Source organism: Erwinia sp. Leaf53 (assembly GCF_001422605.1).
In the GTDB taxonomy this organism is placed as follows: Bacteria; Pseudomonadota; Gammaproteobacteria; order Enterobacterales; family Enterobacteriaceae; genus Erwinia.
The window spans coordinates 219,221-241,248 of sequence record NZ_LMLK01000022.1; the positions used below are offsets into that span (position 1 = coordinate 219,221).

The 22,028-nt window shown below is 63.5% G+C and carries 18 protein-coding genes and 1 riboswitch; of the genes, 9 read left to right on the plus strand and 9 right to left on the minus strand.

The genetic code is table 11. The annotated features are described in order from the left end of the window. Positions 1 to 133: 133 nt before the first annotated feature. A complete protein-coding gene (locus ASF13_RS14775) occupies positions 134 to 712 on the plus strand; it encodes a TetR/AcrR family transcriptional regulator (RefSeq protein WP_056237654.1) in 579 nt (192 codons plus the stop codon). After that, the gene (locus ASF13_RS14780; RefSeq protein WP_072166387.1) at positions 709 to 1,686 is read left to right on the plus strand and encodes a DMT family transporter; all 978 of its coding nucleotides are present in this window, start codon (positions 709 to 711) and stop codon (positions 1,684 to 1,686) included. The genes ASF13_RS14775 and ASF13_RS14780 overlap by 4 nt, the downstream gene beginning before the upstream one ends. A 51-nt stretch (positions 1,687 to 1,737) precedes the next feature. On the opposite strand, the gene ASF13_RS14785 is transcribed toward ASF13_RS14780, so the two are convergent. The 7 genes from ASF13_RS14785 to ASF13_RS14815 all read right to left on the minus strand — a co-directional run bounded on the left by ASF13_RS14785 (position 1,738) and on the right by ASF13_RS14815 (position 10,376). Continuing rightward, on the minus strand, positions 1,738 to 3,078 hold the full coding sequence (locus tag ASF13_RS14785; RefSeq protein ID WP_056237655.1) for an LLM class flavin-dependent oxidoreductase: 1,341 nt from the start codon (positions 3,076 to 3,078) through the stop codon (positions 1,738 to 1,740). 22 nt (positions 3,079 to 3,100) lie between these two features. After that, a complete protein-coding gene (locus ASF13_RS14790; protein WP_056237656.1) occupies positions 3,101 to 4,696 on the minus strand; it encodes an ABC transporter ATP-binding protein in 1,596 nt (531 codons plus the stop codon). Beyond that, positions 4,693 to 5,529, minus strand: a complete 837-nt coding sequence (locus tag ASF13_RS14795; RefSeq protein WP_056237658.1) for an ABC transporter permease — start codon at positions 5,527 to 5,529, stop codon at positions 4,693 to 4,695. The genes ASF13_RS14790 and ASF13_RS14795 overlap by 4 nt, the downstream gene beginning before the upstream one ends. 3 nt (positions 5,530 to 5,532) lie before the next feature. Next, the gene (locus ASF13_RS14800; RefSeq protein WP_056237661.1) at positions 5,533 to 6,528 is read right to left on the minus strand and encodes an ABC transporter permease; all 996 of its coding nucleotides are present in this window, start codon (positions 6,526 to 6,528) and stop codon (positions 5,533 to 5,535) included. 13 nt (positions 6,529 to 6,541) lie between these two features. After that, a complete protein-coding gene (locus ASF13_RS14805) occupies positions 6,542 to 8,161 on the minus strand; it encodes an ABC transporter substrate-binding protein (protein ID WP_156365599.1) in 1,620 nt (539 codons plus the stop codon). A gap of 31 nt (positions 8,162 to 8,192) precedes the next feature. Beyond that, the gene (locus ASF13_RS14810; protein WP_056237663.1) at positions 8,193 to 8,753 is read right to left on the minus strand and encodes a GNAT family N-acetyltransferase; all 561 of its coding nucleotides are present in this window, start codon (positions 8,751 to 8,753) and stop codon (positions 8,193 to 8,195) included. 225 nt (positions 8,754 to 8,978) lie between these two features. Continuing rightward, positions 8,979 to 10,376: a PLP-dependent aminotransferase family protein gene (locus ASF13_RS14815; RefSeq protein WP_056237665.1), complete on the minus strand. Its 1,398-nt coding sequence runs from the start codon at positions 10,374 to 10,376 to the stop codon at positions 8,979 to 8,981. Positions 10,377 to 10,538: 162 nt separating this feature from the next. Here ASF13_RS14815 and ASF13_RS14820 point away from each other — a divergent pair, with 162 nt between their 5' ends. Next, complete coding sequence (locus ASF13_RS14820) at positions 10,539 to 11,423, plus strand: DMT family transporter (RefSeq protein ID WP_056237668.1); 885 nt, start codon at positions 10,539 to 10,541, stop codon at positions 11,421 to 11,423. Between the two features lie 54 nt (positions 11,424 to 11,477). On the opposite strand, the gene ASF13_RS14825 is transcribed toward ASF13_RS14820, so the two are convergent. Further along, complete coding sequence (locus tag ASF13_RS14825) at positions 11,478 to 13,502, minus strand: choline transporter (RefSeq protein ID WP_369814388.1); 2,025 nt, start codon at positions 13,500 to 13,502, stop codon at positions 11,478 to 11,480. Between the two features lie 409 nt (positions 13,503 to 13,911). On the opposite strand from ASF13_RS14825, the gene zigA reads away from it, so the two are divergent. The 6 genes from zigA (at position 13,912) to ASF13_RS14855 (ending at position 19,436) form a co-directional block, all read left to right on the plus strand. After that, positions 13,912 to 15,129: a zinc metallochaperone GTPase ZigA gene (gene zigA, locus ASF13_RS14830; protein WP_056237673.1), complete on the plus strand. Its 1,218-nt coding sequence runs from the start codon at positions 13,912 to 13,914 to the stop codon at positions 15,127 to 15,129. Positions 15,130 to 15,274: 145 nt separating this feature from the next. After that, complete coding sequence (locus ASF13_RS14835) at positions 15,275 to 16,012, plus strand: HPP family protein (protein ID WP_056237678.1); 738 nt, start codon at positions 15,275 to 15,277, stop codon at positions 16,010 to 16,012. A 145-nt stretch (positions 16,013 to 16,157) separates the two neighbouring features. Continuing rightward, positions 16,158 to 16,277: riboswitch (TPP riboswitch) on the plus strand. Between the two features lie 142 nt (positions 16,278 to 16,419). Further along, entirely contained in the window at positions 16,420 to 17,352 is a 933-nt protein-coding gene (locus ASF13_RS14840; protein WP_056237679.1) for an FAD-dependent oxidoreductase, read from the plus strand. Next, complete coding sequence (thiS, locus tag ASF13_RS14845; protein WP_056237681.1) at positions 17,349 to 17,546, plus strand: sulfur carrier protein ThiS; 198 nt, start codon at positions 17,349 to 17,351, stop codon at positions 17,544 to 17,546. The genes ASF13_RS14840 and thiS overlap by 4 nt, the downstream gene beginning before the upstream one ends. Before the next feature lie 3 nt (positions 17,547 to 17,549). Further along, entirely contained in the window at positions 17,550 to 18,308 is a 759-nt protein-coding gene (locus ASF13_RS14850) for a thiazole synthase (RefSeq protein ID WP_056237684.1), read from the plus strand. Positions 18,309 to 18,464: 156 nt separating this feature from the next. Continuing rightward, the gene (locus ASF13_RS14855; RefSeq protein ID WP_056237687.1) at positions 18,465 to 19,436 is read left to right on the plus strand and encodes a HesA/MoeB/ThiF family protein; all 972 of its coding nucleotides are present in this window, start codon (positions 18,465 to 18,467) and stop codon (positions 19,434 to 19,436) included. A 244-nt stretch (positions 19,437 to 19,680) separates the two neighbouring features. Here the strand turns inward: ASF13_RS14855 and fhuE are convergent, their stop codons facing one another. Further along, positions 19,681 to 21,861 (minus strand): ferric-rhodotorulic acid/ferric-coprogen receptor FhuE, encoded by a 2,181-nt coding sequence (gene fhuE / locus ASF13_RS14860; protein WP_056237689.1) that lies wholly within the window; start codon positions 21,859 to 21,861, stop codon positions 19,681 to 19,683. Positions 21,862 to 22,028 lie beyond the last annotated feature (167 nt).

Consider the following 22,028-nt stretch of genomic DNA (forward strand, 5'->3'; position numbering starts at 1 on the left):
ACCCTGCAGAGAATTCTGTAAATAACAGGTGAGGTACCTGCCATTCAGTCATTCGTGGTCAGCCTCAGGTTGATTTACGCTGACAAGTAGGTAGACTGGTCTACCTACTTTTTACTGCAACAAGAAGGCGACAATGACCCCCGACCGCGAAAGCGCCCACGATAAGCTGCTCCGCGCCGCGCAGGTGCTGTTTTACGCCCATGGCATCAGCAGTACCGGCATTGATGCCATTATTAAGCGCGCAGGCGTGGCAAAGAAGAGCCTCTACAATAACTTCAGCTCCAAGGATGCGCTGATCGCCGCCTATCTGCAGGTGCGCCATCAGGAGTGGCTGGACTTCTATCAGCGGCGGGTGGCACAGGCGGCCACGCCGCGCGAGAAGGTGATCGCGGTATTTGCTGCCTACGGCGATCATGCCGAATTCGCCTATGAGCACGGCTTTCGCGGCTGCGGCCTGCTGAATGCCGCCGCCGAATTCCCGGCGGATTCCGCGGGGCGACGTGAAGTGCGCAAGCATAAAGAGCAGGTTGAAGCGATCCTGGTTACTCACCTTGCAGAACTGGCTAATCCGCAGGGCAGGGATATTGCGCTGCTGGCGAGGCATTTTTCCTTCCTGCTGGAGGGCAGCATTTGCCGCGCCGGGCTGGAGGGCAACAGCGCCTGTATCACTCAGGCCTGTGCGATGGCGCAGCAGTTAATGGAGGCACTGTGAGCAACACGGCAGAACAGCAAACCTCCACCACTACAGACGCCCGATCCGCGCAGCAAACCCTCGGCACGTTCGGCGTTCTGATTGCCGCCATTCTGTGGGGAACCACCGGTACGGCCGCGACCTTTGCGCCGGAGGTCAGTCCGCTCGCCGTCGGCGCGGTGGCGATGGGCTTCGGCGGTTTACTGCAGTGCCTGATTGCCCTGCGGCCGGTGGTGGCGCAGCGGCGTAAAATTCTGGCCCAGCGCCGTTATCTGCCGATCGGTGCGCTGGCCGTGGCGATCTACCCGCTGGCGTTTTATGCCTCGATGAACCTGGCCGGGGTAGCGGTGGGCACGGTGATTTCCATCGGCTCTGCGCCGCTGTTATCGGCACTGCTTGAGTACTTTTTTGACCGGCAGCGCTTAAGCCGCCGCTGGATGTGCGGTGCCGCCGTGGGCGTGGCCGGAATGGTGCTGCTGACGCTGGCGGAGAGCGGCCATGCCAGCGCCGGCGCAGAACGCCCACACGCGCTGGCCGGTATTCTGCTGGGGCTGGTGGCCGGCTTAACCTATGCGCTCTACTCCTGGTCGGCCCGGCAGATGATGCAGAAGGGGGTCAGCGGCCCGGCCGCGATGGGATCGACCTTTGGCGCAGGTGGCCTGCTGCTGATGCCGGTGCTGCTGCTGACCGGAGCACCGCTGCTGCAGTCGTGGAGCAATGCTGCGGTGGGGATCTATATGGCGCTGGTGCCGATGTTTATCGGCTATCTCTGCTACGGCTATGGCTTAGCCCGCATCCGCGCCAGTACCGCCACCACCATCACCCTGCTGGAACCGGTGGTGGCCGCGCTGCTGGCCGTCACGCTGGTGGGCGAGACGCTGCCGGCCAGCGGCTGGGCCGGGATGGCGCTGATTGTGATCTGCCTGGCGATTATTACGCTGCCTGCGGGACTGTTTTCGGGGCGGCGCGTGCGGCCTGATCGTGAACCGGTCTGAATAAGCGGGTCAGCCCGGAGCTGACCCGCTTATTCTTCCGGCCGGAACCCGTTACACCGCTGCCCCCTCTTCCCGCCGCGCCGCAAACTGGTTTTCCGGTTCGCGAAGCCCCAGCTGTTCGCGCAGGGTGTTGCCTTCGTACTCGCGGCGATAGAGGCCGCGCGCCTGCAGGATCGGGATTACCTGGTCAACGAAGTCGTCAAACGCCGTCGGCGTGCCGCCGCGAACGATAAAGCCGTCCGCCGAGCCGCCGGTAAACCAGGCTTCCAGCCCGTCGGCCACCTGTCCGGCGGTTCCGGAAAAGGTCGGGCGCGGGGTGGCCTCTTCCAGCGCCACCTGGCGCAGGGTCAGGCCGCGCGCCTGCGCGTTGCGTTTGATGGTGTCGGTGGTGCTGCGGAAGCTGTTCTGGCCGAGATCGCCGATATCCGGGAAGGGCGCGTCCGCATCGTACTGACTGAAGTCATGATGCTCAAAGTAGCGGCCAAGGTACTCCAGCGCCTTTTCCAGTGATACCAGCTGCGCGGTCTGCTGGTAGCGCTCTTCTGCCTGCGCTTCGCTGTCGCCGATAATCACGCTGATCCCCTGGAAGACGCGGATATCATCGGCGTCACGGCCGTTGGCCACCAGCTGGCGGCGCACGTCTTCACGGAAAGCGCGTGCCAGTTCCGGCGTTTCCTGGCGGGTGTAGATGGCGTCGGCGGTTTCAGCGGCAAACGCCTTGCCGGACTCCGACGCGCCGGCCTGGAAGATCACCGGGCGCCCCTGCGGAGAACGGCCGACGTTAAGCGGTCCCTGCACCGAGAAGTAGTGGCCTTTATGGTTCAGCGTATGCAGCTTGTCGGCGGCGAAGAACTCGCCGCTCTCTTTGTTGCGCACGAAGGCGTCCGCCTCCCACGAGTCCCAGAGGCCTTTGGTCACCTGCAGATACTCGCTGGCGATGCGGTAGCGCTCGCTGTGCTCCGGGTGGCGATCGCGTGAGAAGTTTTTAGCCGAGCCTTCCAGCGGTGAGGTGACGACGTTCCAGCCCGCGCGGCCGCCGCTCAGCTGATCGAGGCTGGCAAACTGACGCGCCACGGTAAACGGCTCGCTGTAGGAGGTGGAGAGGGTGGCCACCAGGCCGATTTTCTCCGTCACCAGCGCCAGCGCGGACAGCAGCGTGATCGGCTCAAAGCGGTTGAGGAAGTGCGGGATCGACCTGGCGTTGATATACAGGCCGTCGGCGACAAACAGGAAATCGAATTTCGCCGCTTCGGCCTGTTTTGCCAGCGCTGTGACGAACTCAACGTTGATGCTGGCGTCGCTGACCGCATCCGGGTGACGCCAGGCGGACATATTGCCCGACGGGCCCTGTATAATTGCGCCGAGGCGCAGCTGTGTTTGGGTCTGACTCATGGCTGGTTTCCTTACGGGTTATTCAGGCAGCGCGGCCCGGCAGCGCCGGCAGCGCATCAAGAAGCTGTCGCGTCCACGGATGGCGCGGGTGGTTAAATACCTGGTTCACGTCGCCGCTCTCCACCACGCGCCCCTCCTTCATCACCAGCAGCTGGTCGGAGAGGTGGTGGATCACGCCGAGATCGTGCGAAATAAACAGCAGGGCGGTGCGGTGCTCCGCCTGCATATCGGCCAGCAGGTCGAGGATCTGCGCCTGCACCGACACGTCCAGCGCGCTGACCGGTTCATCGGCCACCAGCAGCGCCGGGTTGGGCGCAAAGGCGCGGGCAATCGCCACGCGCTGGCGCTGGCCGCCGGAGAGTTCACGCGGGTAGCGCTGCAGCAGCGACCGGCTGAGCCGCACTTCGTCAAGCAGCTGCAGCACCCGTTTACGCCGCTCCGCGCCGAAGATCTGCACCGCATCCAGGCTTTCGCCGATGATGCGCTCCACGTTGTAACGCGGATCGAACGAGCTCAGCGGATCCTGGGCAATCAGCTGCAGCTGCTGGCGGCGGCTGCGGCGCAGCGCTTCCGGCTGATGGTCCCAGCGCTGGCCGGCAATAACGATCTCGCCGCGCTGCGGTTCGCTCAGGCCGAGCAGCAGGCGGGCCAGCGAACTTTTGCCGGAGCCGGACTCACCGACCACCCCCAGCGTTTCCCCGGCGCGCAGCGTGAAGGAGACGTTATTGACCACGTGGCGGTCGCCGTAATACTTATGGACGCCGTTGACCGCCACCACGATCTCTCCGGCCGGGGCGCGTTCGGGCAGCGCCTCCGGCTGCGGTGACGCCAGACGAAAACCGCGCGTCTCCGGGCGGGGGATAGCCTGCAGCAGGCGGCGGCTCCACGCGTGCTGCGGGGTACGCAGCACCTCACGGGTGGCACCGCTCTCCACCACTTCGCCGTCGCGCATCACCAGCACCCGGTCGGCCAGCTCGGCCACCACCGCCAGGTCATGGCTGATCAGCAGCAGCGCCTGGCCGTTATCGCGGCGCTGCTGCAGCAGCGACAGGATCTGTTTCTGCACCGTCATATCCAGCGCGGTGGTCGGTTCGTCGGCAATCAGCAGCGCCGGCTGCCCGGCCAGCGCGCAGGCGATCAGCACCCGCTGGCGCAGGCCGCCGGAGAGCTGATGCGGGTAAACCGCCAGACGCTGCTCTGCGTCGGCAATGCCCGCCTGCTGCAGCAGCTGAATGCTGCGCAGCACGATATCGCGGGCGGGCAGCGGCTGGCTGGCCAGCAGGGCGTCGGCCAGCTGCTGGCCGACGGTACGCAGCGGATCGAGAGAAACCAGCGCGTCCTGCAGCACGTAGCCAATCTGCTTACCCCGTACCTGCCGCCACTGGCGCTCGCTGTTACCCAGCGCGGGCTGGCCGAGAATATCGAAACGGTCGGCGCTGATGATTGCGCCTTTGGCCTGCAGCCCCAGCAGCGCGCGGGCGGTGACGGTTTTACCGGAGCCGGACTCGCCGACCAGCGCCACCGATTCCCCCGGCTGAATGGTCAGATTCAGCCCGTTAACCACCGTCTGTTCGCCAAAGCGGATGGCCAGGTTATGAATATCTACCGCAGCGGTCATGGTTTTTTTCCTTCAAAACGGGCCTGCCAGTAGCGGCCAACGGTATTCACTGCTACCACGGTCAGGGTAATGGCAACGCCCGGCCAGACGCCGGTCCACCAGGCGTTACGCAGATAGTTACGGCCTTCCGCCAGCATCAGCCCCCACTCTGCCGTCGGCGGCTGCGGGCCCATGCCGAGGAAGCTCAGCCCGGCGGTGCCGATGATCGCCGTACCCAGACCGAGGGTGGCCAGCGCCGGCACCTGCGCCACCGCGTGCGGCAGCACGTGACGCAGCACCAGCTGCCAGCGCGGCAGACCAAAGGTGCGCGCCTGTTCCACGTAGCCGGACTGCGCCACCAGGAACGTCTGCGCGCGCACCACGCGGGCAAAGCGCGGCACCGAAGCAACGCCCAGCGCAATAATCAGGTTAACGGTGCCGGGGCCGGTAAAGGCGATCAGCATCAGCGCCAGCAGCAGGTCCGGGAAGGCGGAGATGACGTCGACCGTGCGGCCAGTCACCTCATCCACCACGCCGCGCGCCAGCCCGGCCAGCAGGCCCAGCAGCGTACCCGCCACCACCGCCAGCGCGATCGCCGCTACCGAAATCAGCAGCGAGTAGCGGCTGCCGTAGATCACCCGGCTCAGCAGATCGCGGCCCAGCTGATCGGTGCCCAGCCAGTGTTGCCAGGAAGGGGACAGCATGGCGTTGAGCGGGTCGGCCTGCAGCGGATCGAAAGGTGCCAGCCAGCCGGGAAACAGGGCGGCCAGCGCCAGCAGCACCAGGAATAACAGGGCGGCCAGCAGGCCGTAAGGCAGGCTGCGCGCAAGGCGCAGCGTTAAGATTTCAGACATGATTCACTCCCTGCCCGGCTGGTGACGCAGGCGCGGGTCGAGCAGCAGGGCGAGGATATCGACCAGCGTGCTCATTACCACGTAGATCAGCGCCGACAAAATGGCGACGGCCAGCACCACCGGCAGATCCTTGCTCAGCACCGCGTCCACCGTCACCTTGCCGAGGCCGGGACGGCTGAACACCGTTTCGGTGATCACCGCACCACTCAGCAGGCCGCCGACCAGCCAGCCGGTCAGCGTCACCGCCGGCAGCGCCGCATGGCGCAGCGCGTGGCGCAGGCGCACGGTGCTGCCCTTAATGCCCCAGGCGCGCAGCGTCAGCGAAAACGGCTGATCCAGCGCCTCCTCCAGCCCGCGCCGCAGCACCTGTGACACCACCGCCCCCTGCGCCAGCCCCAGCGCCAGCGCCGGCAGCACCAGCGCGGCAGCGTTGCGGTCGCCGGCCACCGGGAACCAGCGCAGGGTAAAGCTGAACACGAACAGCAGCACAATTCCCAGCCAGAATGAGGGCGTGGAGGCCAGCAGCAGTTCAATGCCGTTGGCAACGCGACGACCCCAGCGACGGTGCGCGGTACTCACCGCCAGCAGCACGGCAAACGCCACGCTGACCAGCAGTGCGGCGGCGGTCAGCTTCAGGGTTGGCACCAGCTGCGAGGCCATCAGCTGGCCGACGTCGACATTGAGCATATAAGAGCGGCCAAAATCGCCGTGCAGCACGCGCCACAGGTAGCTGAGGTACTGCTGCCACAGGGGCTGATCCAGCCCCCATTCGGCGCGGATCGCCGCTTCAATTTCCGGGGTGCGGATCTGTTCACCGATCAGCAGGCTGACAATATCGCCCGGTGCCAGCCAGACGCCGATAAAGGACAGCGTCACCGCTGCCCACAGCACCATCACGCCGCCGACCAGACGCCCGGTCGCCCGCCACAGCAGGGAGGAGGGCGCCTTCAGGCGCAGGGCCGAAGGGCTTTTGATCAGGGGAGTGGTTTCGCTGCTCATGATGACTCCGTTATCAGTGTTTGCTCAGCCAGACGCCCCAGGCGTTTTCCGGCAGCTGCTTAAAGGCACGGAAACCGACGCCGTGGACATATTTCGCCGAGGCGATCTGGTCTTCCGGCTCATACAACGGTACCGCCACGGCCTGGTCCAGAATCACGAACTGCTGCAACTGCGCGTAGGACTCGCGTTTTTTCGCCTCGTCCAGGGTGGTGGAGGCAGCTTTCAGCAGCGGCAGGATCTCCGGTGCCGAGGTGCGGCTGTAGTTGATGGCCCCGCCCGCTTTCACCGGCAGGTAGTGGTTTTCAATGTCGATGCCGTCGGTAGGCGTGTTGGAGTTGGCAATCGAACCAAACTGGCCGCTGTTACGCAGCTCGACGTAGGTGCCGGAATCGACGTAACGGATGTTCAGATCCACGCCGAGACGCTGGCGGGCCTGCGCCTGCAGCGCCTGCAGCAGCACGCCGCGCTGGTCACGGACGGTCGCCTGTGCCTGGACGATATCGATGGTCAGGCGTTTACCCTCTCTGGTGCGGAAGCCATCGGCATCACGCTGAGTCCAGCCTGCTTCATCCAGCAGTTTATTGCCCAGCGTCGGATTGTTGCCGTATTTGCCTTCCAGCCCTTTGTCATAAAGCGGATCGATCGGTGAGGTGATGCCCCAGGTACGGGTGCGTTCGCCGCGATAGATCGATTTCAGCATGCCGTCGATATCCAGCCCCTGCAGCAGGGCCTGGCGCACCTTCTGCTCGCGGGTCGGGCCATATTCCACGTTAAGGAACAGCGAGTAAGGGGTGCCGGTGTTCAGCGCATGCCGGTAGTCGAAGTCCGGGTTATCTTTGAATTCACCGGCGTCATTACCGGAGATCCCCTCAATCAGATCCACCTGGCCGGAGAGCAGGGCACCGGTACGTACGGAAGATTCCGGCAGGAAGCGGTAAGTTACGCCATCGAGATACGCCGGGCCCTGGCGGCCGGCGTTGGCCGGTGCCCAGTTGTAGTCCGGGTTTTTCTTAAAGACGATCTGCTGGCCTTTTTCATAGCGCTGCAGAATAAACGGACCGGTACCGGCCACCTCAGCACCACCGGCTTTTACCGTTGGTGACTCCCAGGATTTCGGGGAAATCAGCTTCAGCCCGGCGGCGAACGACAGGAACGGCGTATAAACCTCTTTCAGGTTCAGCACCACGTGCTGCTCATCCGGGGTTTCCACGCTGGCCAGATGGCTGCCCAGCGCGTACAGGCTGGTACCCGCCGCGTAGGCCGGATCCTGAATGCGGCGGAAGTTTTCCGCCACCGCTGCCGCATTAAACGGCACGCCGTCGGTGAACTTCACCCCTTTACGCAGGGTGAAGGTGATGCGTTTCCCCTCGTCTTCCACCTTGTAGCTTTCGGCCAGCCAGGGTACGTAACTGCCGTCGGCGTTACGCGCCAGCAGCGACTCATAGGCGGCGCGCAGGATCAGCTCGGCTTTATCCTGGCCGTTCAGCTGCGGATTCAGCGGGCTGGGTTCAACTTCAACACCCCAGGTCAGGGTACCGCCGGTTTGCGGTTTTTCTGCGGCAAAAGCCGCGGAGACGGAAAGGGCCAGCAGTGAAAAGGTGGCCATCATGGCCACGTTATTATTTACGCGCATAGTTTTCCCGGAATAATGTTTAAGAAGCCAGTCAGGCGGTCAGTTTGTTATCAGTAAAATCGTGCAGGGTTTCTTTATTTTTAGCCTGCTCATAACGCTGCTGGTCGAGTACGCGGGTTAAATAAACCAGCTCCACGCCCAGCGGATTTATTGCCCGGTGGAACGGCTGATAGCCGCGACGCAGATAAAGCTGCGACAGCCACGGATGTTTAATCGCGGTTGCCAGATACACCGCCGGTGCCTTCAGCGTGTCGCGCAGAAAACTCTCCTCCACGTAACGGATAATGCGGCTGCCGTAGCCCCTGCCTTTAAAGTCCGGATCGACGGCAAACCAGTGCAGGAACGGCCAGGGCGCCACCTGCTTCTTATCCGGCGTCCACGGGAATCGGGCGGTCAGCGTCGCTACCAGCTGGCCGTCGCTTTCCAGTACAAAGGTCGATTCGCTGGCGATGACCGCCCGCACGTCTTCAACGCTGGAACGGGTAATGGTGAAATGTATTCCCTGCGGAATTAACGGCGCGTAGGCTCGCTGTAATAGAGCATGCAGAAATTCCGCCTCTTCAGGCTGGGCTAAACGAATACGCTCGGTCATAACGTGCCACCTTAACGGGTGTGAGAATGGCGTGATTATTAGCTGGCTGTTACGACACTGTGAACGATGAATATCTGATAAGGATACGCGGTTAAAAGCTTAATCCGTGGTTTAGCGCGGTAATGACCCCGGACGTTCACGGGGTCCGCGCGCGGTCATATGCCGCTGGCAGAGATAAAGCGTGGCCGATCCGCCCGCGCGGGTAAAAAAGCACTGCCCGTGGGCTCAGAGGTGATTGCCGGCAGCCAGCTCCCGCATCGCCTGCTCCAGTACCTGGAATACCCGCGGATCGCTGAGGTGCGCCACGTTAAAGCGCAGGAAATTTCCGGCGCTCTGCGAGACGCTGAACACGTTGCCCGGCGCGAGGATCACGTTCTCCTCACGGCAGCGGCGGGCCAGCGCGGTGGAGTCGATACCGGCGGGCAGCCGGCACCAGAGATAAAAACCGCCGCGTGGGATCAGCCACGGCGTCAGACCGCTCCGGGTCAGCCTCGCCACCGCCTCGCGCTGCGCCCGCGCCAGCCGGCGGGTGACGTCATCGAGGTGTTTGCGGTAGCTGCCGCCCGCCAGCACGCTGGCCAGCAGTTCGGTGGTCAGCGGACTGGGGCCACCGAAATTGCAGGCAATCTGCAGATCCACCAGCCCGTCGATCCACGGCTGGCGGGCGGCGATATAGCCGCAGCGCACCGAGGCGGAAAGCGTCTTGGAGAAGCTGCCCATGCGGATCACCCGCTCCAGCCCGTCCGGTATCGCCAGCCGCGCCGACATCTCCGGCTCAAAATCAGCGAAAATATCATCTTCCACGATGATCAGATCCTGGGCTTCGGCCGCGCGCAGCATCCGCCAGGCGGTCTGCGGCGACAGGCTGGCGCCGGTCGGGTTGTGCAGCGCCGAGTTGGTGATATACAGACGCGGCCGTTCCGCGGCGAGAACCTGCTCAAAGGCGGTGATATCCGGCCCGGTCGGGGTCCAGGGGACGCCGGCGATCTTCACCTGATGGATCCGCAGCTGGGTCTGAAAATTAAAGTAGCAGGGGTCATCAACCAGCACGGTATCCCCCGGCCGCAGCAGAAAGCGGCAGATCAGATCCAGCGCCTGGCTGCCGGAGCCGGTCAGCATAATCTGTTGCAGCGGCACGTTCAGCCCGTCGCGGGCAAAACGGTTTTGCAGCCACTGGCGCAGGGCCTGTGCACCTCGGGTGCCGCCGTAGTCCACCAGCAGGCTGGCGTCCGACCGCGCCAGCTGGCGCAGCCCTTTACGCAGCGCTTCGGCGGGCATCCAGTCTTCAGGCAACCAGCCGCAGCCGGGCTTGAGCACCTCTTCTCCGGCATCCAGCGACTGGCGCGACACCCAGAACGGGTCGATCTCCGGCGGCAGCCGGGTGGCGCTCTCCACCAGGCTGCGGGGAGCCTGCTGACTGCTGCTGACGTAAAACCCCGCCCCCCGGCGTGAGCGGATCAGTCCGGCCGCCGCCAGCCGTTCATAGGCTTCCACTACCGTGGAGGGGGAAACCTGCATCAGGGCGGCATAGCGGCGGATCGACGGCAGCCGCTCACCGGCGGCCAGCGCACCGCTGCTGATTTTACGGCGAATATCGTCGGTCAGGCTTTCGGTTCGGGTCATTGACGGGGGTTCCTTGACTGTGAACACTGAACTGTATGGCTGGCGTTAGCCATACAGTTCGGGAGAATTGTACTGCATTGTATCTTCGTCTTGTCCGTCACGCATCCTACTATCGTTCGAGACTAAAGCCGTTAAGAGCGGGAAACTATGCACAGAGGAACCATGCAGCAAACAACGGAACAGACGCAGCAACGCACGACGGCAGGCTGGTGGAGCGGGCTGGCAGGCGTGATTATTTTCAGCGGTTCGCTGCCCGCCACCCGGGTGGCGGTGATGGATTTTTCGCCGTGGTTTTTAACCTCGGCGCGGGCGGTCATTGCTGCCGTGCTCGGTGGGGGGCTGCTGTGGCTGCTGCGACAGCGCCTGCCGGCCCGTGCCGATCTGCTGCCGCTGCTGATCGTTGCCGCCGGGGTGGTGGCCGGTTTCCCGCTGCTGACCGCCATGGCGCTGCAGCACATCAGCGCCGGGCACTCGCTGGTATTTATCGGCCTGCTGCCGCTGTCCACGGCGCTGTTTGGCGTGCTGCGCGGCGGTGAGCGGCCTAAGCGCGCTTTCTGGCTGTTTTCGCTGCTGGGCGGCGGCACCGTGGCCGGGTTTGCGATCGGCAGCGGGCAGGGCGGCGCGATCGGCGGCGATCTGCTGATGATCGCGGCGGTGCTGGTGTGTGGGCTGGGCTACGCGGAAGGGGCCGGACTGTCGCGGCGGCTGGGGGGCTGGCAGGTGATCTGCTGGGCGCTGCTGCTGTCGCTGCCGCTGATGGCCGCGATCGGCATCGCCAACTGGCCCGTCAGCCTGGCCGCCGTTGGCGCACCGGCGTGGTTTGGCCTGGGCTACGTGTCGCTGTTCAGTATGCTGATCGGCTTCTTTTTCTGGTATCGCGGGCTGGCGCTGGGCGGCATTGCCGGGGTGGGGCAGCTGCAGCTGCTGCAGCCGTTCTTCGGTCTGCTGCTGACCGCGCTGCTGCTTCATGAACCGCTGGCGCTGAGTATGCTGGTCTGCTCCGCGCTGGTGATCCTCAGCGTGGCCGGAGCGAAGCGCTTTGCCTGATCATAAAAAAACCAGGCCCGGAGGCCTGGTTGATGGTCTGGCGTTACTGCAGGATCAGCTCTCCGGGAACGGCATGGTGCTGCCCGGCGCCTCGCGGTGGATGTGCAGGAAGGTCAGATGACGCTCGTACTGGTCGAGGATGTCGTTAATGATCTGCTCGCGCGTATAGTCCATCAGGTCGTTGCCCTGGGTGCCCTCCAGCAGGAAGGTCTCCAGGCGGAAGTAGTCCGACTTGCCGCGGCGGGCGCGATAGGTGAACGCCGGCACCGAGTAACGCTGCGGCCAGATCTGGTAGATGAAGCTCTGCTCATCGCCGAGGCTGACCGTCAGCTCCAGATGATTCAGGCGCTCATCTTCCTGCGGCGGCAGTTCGCTGACCTGCACCTGGGCGCCGCGGCGCTCCAGCTCACGCCCTACCTCTTCCATTGCCGGGCGGCACACTTCATCCAGCATCTTTTTGGTGTGCGTAGAACCCGGATAGTTCATCACGCGGGAAATACGCTGCTTCCAGTTGAGGCGATCGTCGCGTGATACCGGCACCGGCGGCATATTCACCGTGGTGCTGGCGCGGCGGTGATCTTCCACCCGCAGCGATTTATACAGCCCGGCCATCACAAAGAAGATCACAAAGCTGAACGGCAGGCCCATGATCACCGTGGTTTTTTGCAGCGCGCTGACGCCGTTGACCATCAGCATTCCCATGGTCAGCAGGCCGATCGCCACCGACCAGAAGATGCGCAGCCAGTTGGGGGCGTCATTGTTAATGTCGCTGAGGCGGGCGGTGAAGTTGCCCAGCACCAGCGAGCCGGAGTCGGCCGAGGTGACGTAAAACAGCAGGCCGGTAATGGTGGCGACCGAGGCGCTGAAGGTAAAGCCAGGGTACTGCGCCAGCAGGCTGTAGAAGCCGCGTTCCGGGTGCGCCATCGTCTCCTGGGCGAAGGCCAGGTTGCCATGAATAATTTCGTTCAGCGCGCTGTTGCCGAAGATCGACAGCCACAGCAGGGTGAAGATAAACGGAATGGTCAGCGTGCCCAGCACAAACTGGCGGATGGTGCGGCCGCGTGAGATACGGGCGAGGAACAGGCCGACAAACGGCGACCAGGCAACCCACCACGCCCAGAAGAACAGCGTCCAGTTGTTCATCCACTCGGTCTGCGGGTCAAAGGCGAAGCTGTTCAGCGTCATCCCCATAAAGCGATTGATATAGTCCCCGACGTTCAGCACCAGCGCGTTAAGCAGGAAGCCGGTATCGCCGACGAACAGTACAAACAGGATCAGGCCAAAGGCCAGCAGCACGTTGAGTTCCGACAGGAAACGGATGCCCTTATTAACGCCAGAGGTGACGGAAATGGTCGCCATCACCACCGACAGCACGATCAGCGCGCTCTGCGCGGTCAGCCCCTCCGGGATATCAAACAGTACGTTGAGACCGTAGTTCAGCTGCACCACGCCGATGCCGAGGGTGGTGGCGATGCCGAAGATGGTGCCGATCACCGCGGCGATGTCCACGGTGTGGCCGATCGGGCCGTTAATGCGTTTACCGAAGATCGGATAGAGCGCCGAACGGATGGTCAGCGGCAGCCCGTAGCGGTAGCTGAAGTAACCGAGCGCGATGCCCATCAGCGCATACATCGACCAGCCGGTCAGCCCGTAGTGGAACAGCGTCCACACCATCGCCTGGCGTGCGGCCTCATGGGTTTGCCCCGCGCCCTCCGGTGGCATCATATACTGGGTGACCGGCTCGGCCACCGAAAAGAACATCAGGTCGATGCCGATGCCGGCGGCGAACAGCATCGCCGACCAGCTCATCAGGCTGAACTCCGGCTTCGACTGCTCCGGCCCGAGCTTAATCGAACCGAAGCGCGAGCAGGCCATAAACACCACAAACACGATGTAGAGGGTGGCCGCCAGCAGGTAGTACCAGCCGAAGGTGTTGGATACCCAGTCGAGCGCGTGATTGATCAGGTTGTCGGAAAAATCGGTAAACAGGATGGTGGTCAGTGAGAACAGCAGGATCAGCGCGGCGGAGGTATAGAACACCACCGGGTTGATACGGTCCTGCTGAGCTTTCTCTGGCATGTCAATATCTGGCATAAGGTCTCCGCAAAATGAGAACGAATAACTGACCTGACGTTTGCTCTGCGAAGCGTGCATTAGCGCATACTGGGTGACTTCCGCCGACTATCCGCTAATTACACTTGACGAGGCATCAGGTGAGGTCGCTATGTGATGGAAATAGCGTAGTTAATTTTTCAGTAATTTCACCCCGGTAACATTTTTTCTGTTAAAAACTGTCCCCGATCATAGTTTTTATTGATTGAGCATTCAATTAAAAATAATTTCAGCGTCGCCGGGCGGTGAAAATTGCACCTGATGTCCACAGAAAAGAAAAGGTGACAACCATAATTGTTATGTTATAACATAACAATTATGGCGAGGGGCAGCGTGCCGCCTCGCTAATGCCAGTCTGTTACGCTGTGAGGAACTGATGAACGCTGAATACTTAACCCCTCTGCCACGCGATGCGCGCCTGCCGGTCACCGTGCTGTCCGGTTTTCTCGGTGCCGGGAAAACCACCCTGCTTAACCATATCCTGCACAACCGCGAAGGCCGCCGGGTGGCGGTGATCGTTAACGATATGTCGGAGGTGAACATTGACGCGGCGCTGGTGCGCGACGGCGGAGCCGACCTGTCGCGCACCGACGAGAAGCTGGTCGAGATGAGCAACGGCTGTATCTGCTGCACCCTGCGTGAGGATCTGCTGCTCGAAGTCAGCCGGCTGGCGCGGGAAGGGCGCTTTGACCAGCTGGTGATTGAGTCCACCGGCATCTCCGAGCCGCTGCCGGTGGCGGAAACCTTCACCTTCGAAGAGGAAAATGGAGAGAGCCTGTCGGCGGTGGCCCGGCTGGATACCCTGGTGACGGTGGTCGACGGCTACAACTTCCTGCGCGACTACCGGTCGCGCGACAGCCTGCAGCAGCGCGGGGAGTCGCTGGGCGAACAGGATCGGCGTTCGGTGGTGGACCTGCTGATCGACCAGATCGAGTTCTGCGACGTGCTGGTGCTGAACAAAACCGACCTGATTGACGAACAGCAGCGCGGCCAGCTGGTGGCGATCCTGCGCAGCCTTAACCCGCGCGCGCGCATTGAAGTGGCGCGTTTTGGGCAGATAGCGCTGGAGAAAGTGCTGAATACCGGCCTGTTTGACTTTGACGCCGCCGCCGAAGCGCCGGGCTGGCTGCAGGAGTTGCGCGGCAGCCACGTGCCGGAAACCGAGGAGTACGGCATCAGCCACTTTGTCTGGCGCGCGCGCCGGCCGTTCCATCCGCAGCGCTTCTGGGAATTTTTCAGCGGCGAGCTGCCGGGTATCGTGCGCTCAAAAGGCTTTTTCTGGCTGGCTTCACGCCCCGATTTTGCCGGTAACTGGTCACAGGCGGGCGGCGTCTCGCATCAGGGGCTGGCCGGCCGCTGGTGGGCGGCGGTACCGCCTGAACGCTGGCCTGAGGATGAGGATCTGCGACTGTCGATTATGCAAAACTGGCAGGAGGGCAGCGGCGACGCGCGCCAGGAGCTGGTGTTTATCGGTATGCAGATGGATGAGGCGGCGCTGCGGCGTCAGCTCGACGCCGCGCTGCTGACCGATAAGGAGATGGCGCTGGGGCCGCAGGGCTGGCAGTTCTTCAGCGACCCGGTGCCGGCGTGGTAACCGAATTCTCACGGCGGGCGTTCGGCACCTCGCCAGTCTCTGTTCCCGCTGCGCTTCTGACGATGGCGGGTTGTTTCAGCGCGGAGGATCGGCGAGAATCAGCGCGCTAAACAATAAGAATTTCCTATGACCGGACGCCTGCAAAATGAATCGCTCCTCCACGCTGCCTGCGCAGCTACGCCTTTTCCTTGGCCGCTTCTGGCCACACCCGCTGGCCGTGGCCCGCAAACAGATGCTCCTCGCCAGCCTCGGCGCAGGTATCGGCCTGGCGATCACCAGCCTGTTCAGCCACTGGCTGCTCGGCGAAGTGAACCTGTGGTTTGTCGCCCCCATGGGCGCGTCCGCGGTGCTGCTGTTTGGCGTGCCGAACAGCCCGCTGGCGCAGCCGTGGTCGGTGGTGGGCGGTAACGTGCTCTGCGCGCTGGTTGGCGTGACCGTCGGCCAGTGGATCGCCATGCCGGCACTGGCCTGCGGCGTGGCCGCCGCGCTGGCGATCGTCCTGATGTTTAAGCTGCGTTGCCTGCATCCGCCGGGCGGCGCGGTGGCGCTGACCGCGGTGATCGGCGGGCCGGCGATCCATCAGCTGGGCTACGGTTATGTCCTTACCCCGATCCTGCTCAACTCGCTGTCGCTGGCGCTGCTGGCGATTGTATTTAACAACCTGGCCGGCCGCCGTTATCCGCATCCGCTGGCGGCCAGCGAGGCGAAACCCGCGCCGGTGGTGGTGAACGTCTCCATTACCCGCGCCGATCTGCACGAAGCGCTGCTGGCCGGCGAGCTGCTGGACATCGATGAGGATGATCTGCAGGAGGTGCTGCAGCACGCGGAGCAGATTGCCCGGCGTCGGCAACAGCAGTCTGGCCCGGAACGCCGCGCGGCGTAAGGCGCATGAACGTGCTACTGCGGTCCGCCGCCCGGAACAGCCATCGCGGCTGAGCATATCGATCGGCCGGTAACGTTTCAGGCCGTATCCGCGGCAGCAAAATCTGACATCGTGCTTGACGGCGCGGCAGCAGATAAAATACAAATAGAACCGTCAGGGGAGTCTCGCCAGAGAGACTGAGAGGCTGGTAGCGATTATCGCGGCCCGGCGACCCTTAGAACCTGACCCAGTTGATACTGGCGTAGGAAGACGCGTTGCTTTGCCCCGCAGAGCAACCTGATGCGCTGGTCAACTTCGCCTGCCCGCGCGTACTCTCCCTGCCTTATCACGGGTCCTCTTTTAAACGAGGCCAACGTGAATTCTTCTGTAATTTATCCTGCATCTGTTCCTTTACGGACGCCTGCGCCATGAGCCGCTGGTCGGTTATCGGCGACGGCGTCAGCGGGCTGTGCGTCGCCACCGCGCTGGCCGAACGCGGCCAGTCGGTTGAGGTGATCGTCGATGAGTCCCGGCGTCCGGCGTCGCACTGGGCCGGCGGCATGCTCGCGCCCTGGTGCGAGGGCGAAAGCGCCCCCGATGAGGTGACCGAACTCGGCCAGCGCTCGGCCCCCTGGTGGGCGGCGCGCGTCGACGGCGTGCAGCATCAGGGCACGCTGGTGGTGGCCCCGCCGCGCGACGCGCCGGATCTGAACCGCTTTGCCCGCGTCACCCACGCGCATCAGTGGGTCGATCCCGGCGAACTGGAACCCCATCTTCAGGGGCGGTTTGCCCGCGGTCTGTTCTTCGCCGGTGAGGCGCACCTTAATCCGCGTGACGCCATGAACCAGCTGCGCGACAGGCTGCAGCGGTCCGGCGTGGCGTTTCACAGCGGCGGCCCCACCGGCCGGGTGATCGACTGCCGCGGCATTCACGCCGCCGACGCGTTAGCAGGCCTGCGCGGCGTGCGCGGTGAAATGCTGATCCTGCAGACGCAGGAGCTGCAGCTGTCGCGCCCGGTGCGCCTGCTGCACCCGCGTTTTCCCTGCTATCTGGTCCCGCGCGCCAGCGGCCATTTTATGCTCGGTGCCACCATGGTAGAGAGCGATGACGCCAGTCCGATCAGCGCCCGCGCGATGATGGAGCTGCTCAGCGCCGCCTGGGCTATCCACCCGGCGCTGGCCGAGGCGCGGATTATCGAAAGCGGCACCGGCCTGCGCCCGTCATGGCCGGATAACGTTCCCGCCATTCGTCACCTTAACGGCCGCTGGTACGTCAACGGCATGTATCGCCACGGTTTTCTGCTCGCGCCGGTAATGGCGGAGAAACTGATGCAACACCTTACCCAGGACAACCTGTTATGAAAATTCAACTCAACGGACAGCGGATCGACACCGCCGCCACCACGCTGGCCGCGCTGCTGGCGGAGCAGCAGATCGACGCCAGTTGCGTGGCCAGCGCCCTTAACGGCCAGTTTATCCCGCGCGCGCAGTATGCTCAGCAGATCCTGCACGAGGGCTGCGAGCTGGAAGTCCTGTCACCGATGCAGGGGGGCTGAAGCATGTTTTACGACTTTACACCGCGGTCACGTTTCCTGCTCGGCACCGCCGGGTATCCTTCGCCGGCGATACTGACCCAGGCGGTCGCCGCCTCCGGCTGCGAAATTATCACCGTCAGCCTGCGCCGCGAAGGCAGCCAGGGCGGCGCGTTCCGCGAGATCCTGCAGCAGATGAACATGCGGGTGCTGCCCAATACCGCCGGCTGCCATACGGTGAAAGAGGCGGTGACCACCGCGCAGATGGCGCGGGAAGTCTTCGGCACCTCGTGGATCAAGCTGGAGGTGATTGGCAACGCCGATACGCTGCAGCCTGACCCGTTTGCGCTGGTCGAAGCCGCGCGCATCCTCTGCGCCGAAGGCTTTCAGGTGTTTCCCTACACCACTGAGGATCTGATCGTCGGTGAAAAACTGCTGGAAGCCGGCTGCCGGCTGCTGATGCCGTGGGGCGCGCCGATCGGCTCCGGCCAGGGGCTGCGCAATATCGACGGGCTGCGCGCAATGCGCGCATGGTTCCCGGATACGCCGCTGATTATTGATGCCGGCATCGGTGCGCCGAGCCAGGCCGCGCAGGCGATGGAGCTGGGCTTCGACGGTATTCTGCTGAATACGGCGGTGGCGAAGGCGCAGGATCCGGTGAAGATGGCGGCCGCTTTTGGTGCGGCGATCCGCGCCGGCCAGGACGCGCATCAGGCGGGGCTGGTTGAGCGGCGCGATATGGCCGCCGCCTCGACGCCGGTGTTCGGGCTGGCGCAGTTCAGCTGAGTGGCACTACCGGTTCAGCGCGGCGTGCGGCCATGGCGGCACCGTTCAAGGCTGGCATGACGGCTGAGCAGCGATGCGCAGAGCCGTGCGCGCGTAACCGCGGCAATCGGTAAGCAGCGCCGCCACAGGGCGGCGATTAATCGGGGATCGGGACATATGAGTCGTTATCAACGGCAGTCGATGCTGCCGGAAGTGGGCGAGGCCGGGCAGCAGAAGCTGGCGCAGGCGCGGGTGCTGGTGGTCGGTGCCGGCGGGCTGGGCAGCACGCTGCTGCCGCTGCTGGCCGGGGCCGGGGTGGGTTATCTTCGGCTCTACGACGGCGACGTGGTGGAAGAGCATAATCTGCACCGGCAGACGCTGTTTACGCTGCAGGATATCGGCCAGCCGAAAGCGCTGCGGACGGGTGATGCGCTGCGGGCGCGTAATCCCGACTGTGAGGTTGATGTCCGACTGCAGGCGCTGAGCGCCAGCGGCGTTGAAGCGGCGCTGCACGGCATCGATCTGGTCGTCGACGCGGCAGATAACTTTGCCATCACCTATCAGCTGTCGGACGCCTGCCAGCCGCGCGGCATTCCGCTGGTCAGCGCGTCGGTTCTCGGCCGCCAGGGATACGTGGGCGGCTTCTGCGGCGGCGCACCCAGCTATCGCGCGCTGTTTCCGCAGCTGCCGAAAGCGGCGGGCAACTGCAACACCGCCGGGGTGATGGGCCCGGCGGTCGCCACCCTCGGCGCGCTGCAGGCGCAGATGGCGCTGAGCGTGTTGCTCGGCCTGCAGCCTTCGCCGCTCGGCTGCCTGCTCAACTGCGATTTTGTGCAGTGGCACTTTCGCCGCTTCCGCTTCGATGGTGCTGAAGAACCGGCTGCGACGGCGGTGCCGTTTATCGACCGCCAGCTGCTGGAGGCAACGGATTGCATCGTTGAGCTGCGCGGTCATGAAGAGGCGCCTCAGAGCATTGCGGCAGAGGAGGAAGTGGTGCGGCTGTTGCCGCCGCAGCTGGCCGCCTGGCAGCCGCCCGGCGATCGACGTATCGTGCTGGTGTGCGCCAGCGGCATCCGCGCCGCGCAGGCCGCGATGCAGCTGGAGCAGCGCGGGTTTACCCGGCTGGCGATTATCGCCGCGAACCGCTGAGCAGAGCGGATCCCGTCACAGACACCGCATAGTAAGTACTGAGAGGTGAGCGTGGGTCTTTATAACAGATGGAGAGAGAAAGACGGCCTGCGCTGCCTTTAAGGTTATCGGGTGATCTGGCGTTTTTTCAGGAGAATGAACAGATCAGGGGGGATGCGCAAAGTGCGGCATCTGCTTCCGCCGCTCAGTGCGTCTCATCGCGACATGGCAGGTTTCCCCCGGGGAAAACCGGGGGAACAACGTGTCAGAACTTGTAGCTCAGGCTGACCGAGACGTTACGCGGTTCGCCGTACACCGCATAGTCGCTGGTGTAGGCGTAATATTCGCGATCGAACAGGTTGTCGACGTTAGCCTGCACGCCCAGCTGCTTCGTCACCTGAAAGCGGGCAAACAGGTTCGCCAGCGGGTAGCTGCCCTGGAACACCCGCTGGGTGTCGCCGGAAGGCCCCGTGGCGTCCTGGTAGGTGCGATCCTGCCAGTAAACCCCGCCGCCGACGGTCAGCTGCGACAGCATCGGCAGGTTGTAGCTGCTGAACAGTTTAAAGGTGGTCTGCGGGGCAAAGGCGTTGGGGCGCGCGCCGCTGGCGTCTTTTGCCACGTAACGCGCCGCGCCAAAGGTCATCTGCAGGTTGTCGGTCAGCGCGCCGTTCAGTTCGAACTCCGCGCCCTTGCTCACCACGCCTTTTGCGGCGTAATACGCCTGCTCGCTGGAATCTCCCACCGTCTTATCGCCATCGGCCTGTGCCAGATTGTCCTGCTCAATGCGGAACACGGAAAGGGTGGCGGTCAGGCGACCGTCCAGCCACGCCGACTTCAGACCAGTTTCATAGTTTTTGCCGGTGGCCGGTGCCAGGTAGTTGCTGCCCGCGGTGCGCGAGGTCTGCGGCTGGAAAATTGAGGTGTAGCTGGCGTAAGCCGACCACGACTCGTTGAGGTCGTAAACCAGCCCGCCGTACGGCGTCAGGTTGTTCTTGCGCATTGCGGCGGTGGTGCCGTTGGCGCTGTACTGCGTGTAGCGCGCGCCGAGGATTAGCGCCAGCGGATCGGCCAGCGAGAAGCGCGCGGCGGTATAAGCTGATTTCTGGCGGATCACATCATCAGAGGTGACCGACCAGTCGCCCCACGCCGGTTCAGCCACGTTGCCATCCCAGCCGTCGCCGAAGGCCGCCACATCCTCTGCATTAGATGCGCTGTAATAGACGTTGCTCTGGCGGCTGTAGCTGACGCCGGTCAGCAGCTGATGCTGGCGGCCCAGCAGCTCAAACGGCCCGCTGGCAAAGCTGTCCACCGAGTCCAGCCTGCGTTTTCCCTTATCCAGGCTGCCGTAGCCGGACATCCCTTCTCCGCTGGTGATATCCGGGAAGCCGGAGCTGTAGAGCAGCCTGCTGTCGAAGGTGGTTTCGCTGTGGGTGCCGTTAACGCGCAGGGCCCAGCCGTTGCTGAAGTCGTGGCTGGCGGAGGCCAGCAGCTTGCGCGACTCAAGGTAGTAGTGGGTCCAGTCGGCGGCGGAGTTAGTGCTGCGATCGTAACGGGTGCGCGAACCGTCGCTGTACCAGGTCGGCAGCCCGCCCCAGGTGGGACTGGCGGTGCTGCTGTCTGAATAGTCATAGCCCAGCGAGAGGGTGGTGCTGTCACCCACGTCGGCGTCGACAACGGCGTAGAGGAACTTTTTGCTCTTGTGGTAGCGATCCAGCCAGCTGTCCTGGTCCTGATAGCCGGTGACCACCCGGCCGCGCACGCTGCCCGCCTCATTCAGCGGGCCGGAGAGATCGGCCACGTAGCGCTGTCTGTTCCAGCTGCCGTAGCTGGCGGATAACGCACCGGTAAAGGTTTTGCTGTCGGCGCGCCTGCGTACCATATTGACCGACGCGCCCGGGTTACCGGCACCGGTCATCAGCCCGGTCGCACCGCGCACCACCTCAATGCGCTCGAAGGTGGCGGTATCGCCGGCGGCATCGCCGAAGTTCCACTCGTCGCTGACCGAGGTGGGAATATCGTCAAAGGTGTAGTTATTGATGTAGAAGCCACGGGAGAAGTAGCTGACGCGCTCGCTGTCGATAATGTACTGCGAAACGCCGGTGGTGTTATTCAGCACGTCGCCGATGGTATCCAGCTGCTGATCCTGCATGCGTTGTTGTGTTGTCACGCTGACCGACTGCGGCACGTCGCGCGGCGTCAGCAGCATTCTGGTGCCGGCGCGGGTGGTTTTTACGCTGTAGTCCTGCTGCTCCTGCCCGACGTCTGCCGCGCCAGCGCTGCTGGCGTTGACCACCATTTCCGCGTCAGCGGAGGGCGCGAGGCTCGTGTCGGCTGCGTAAGCGGGCGTCAGCGACGCCGAAACCGCCAGCGCCAGTAAGGAAACACTAAAGGGGCGGACGATGGCGAGCGAAGGCGCAACAGCGCCGGTTTCCCTGCAATAAGGCATGTTTTTTTCCGTCAGGAAGCGACTTTGGTTAGCCGTGCCGGGTCTTTTTTTATTGTTGCGGTTGCCGTTGTTTCAGCACTGCAAAGCGCCACCAGGGCATAAAGCAAGATAAGCACGAAATGAGAATATAAATAATAATTATTTAGTTTTATAGCGTCATGAAGGAA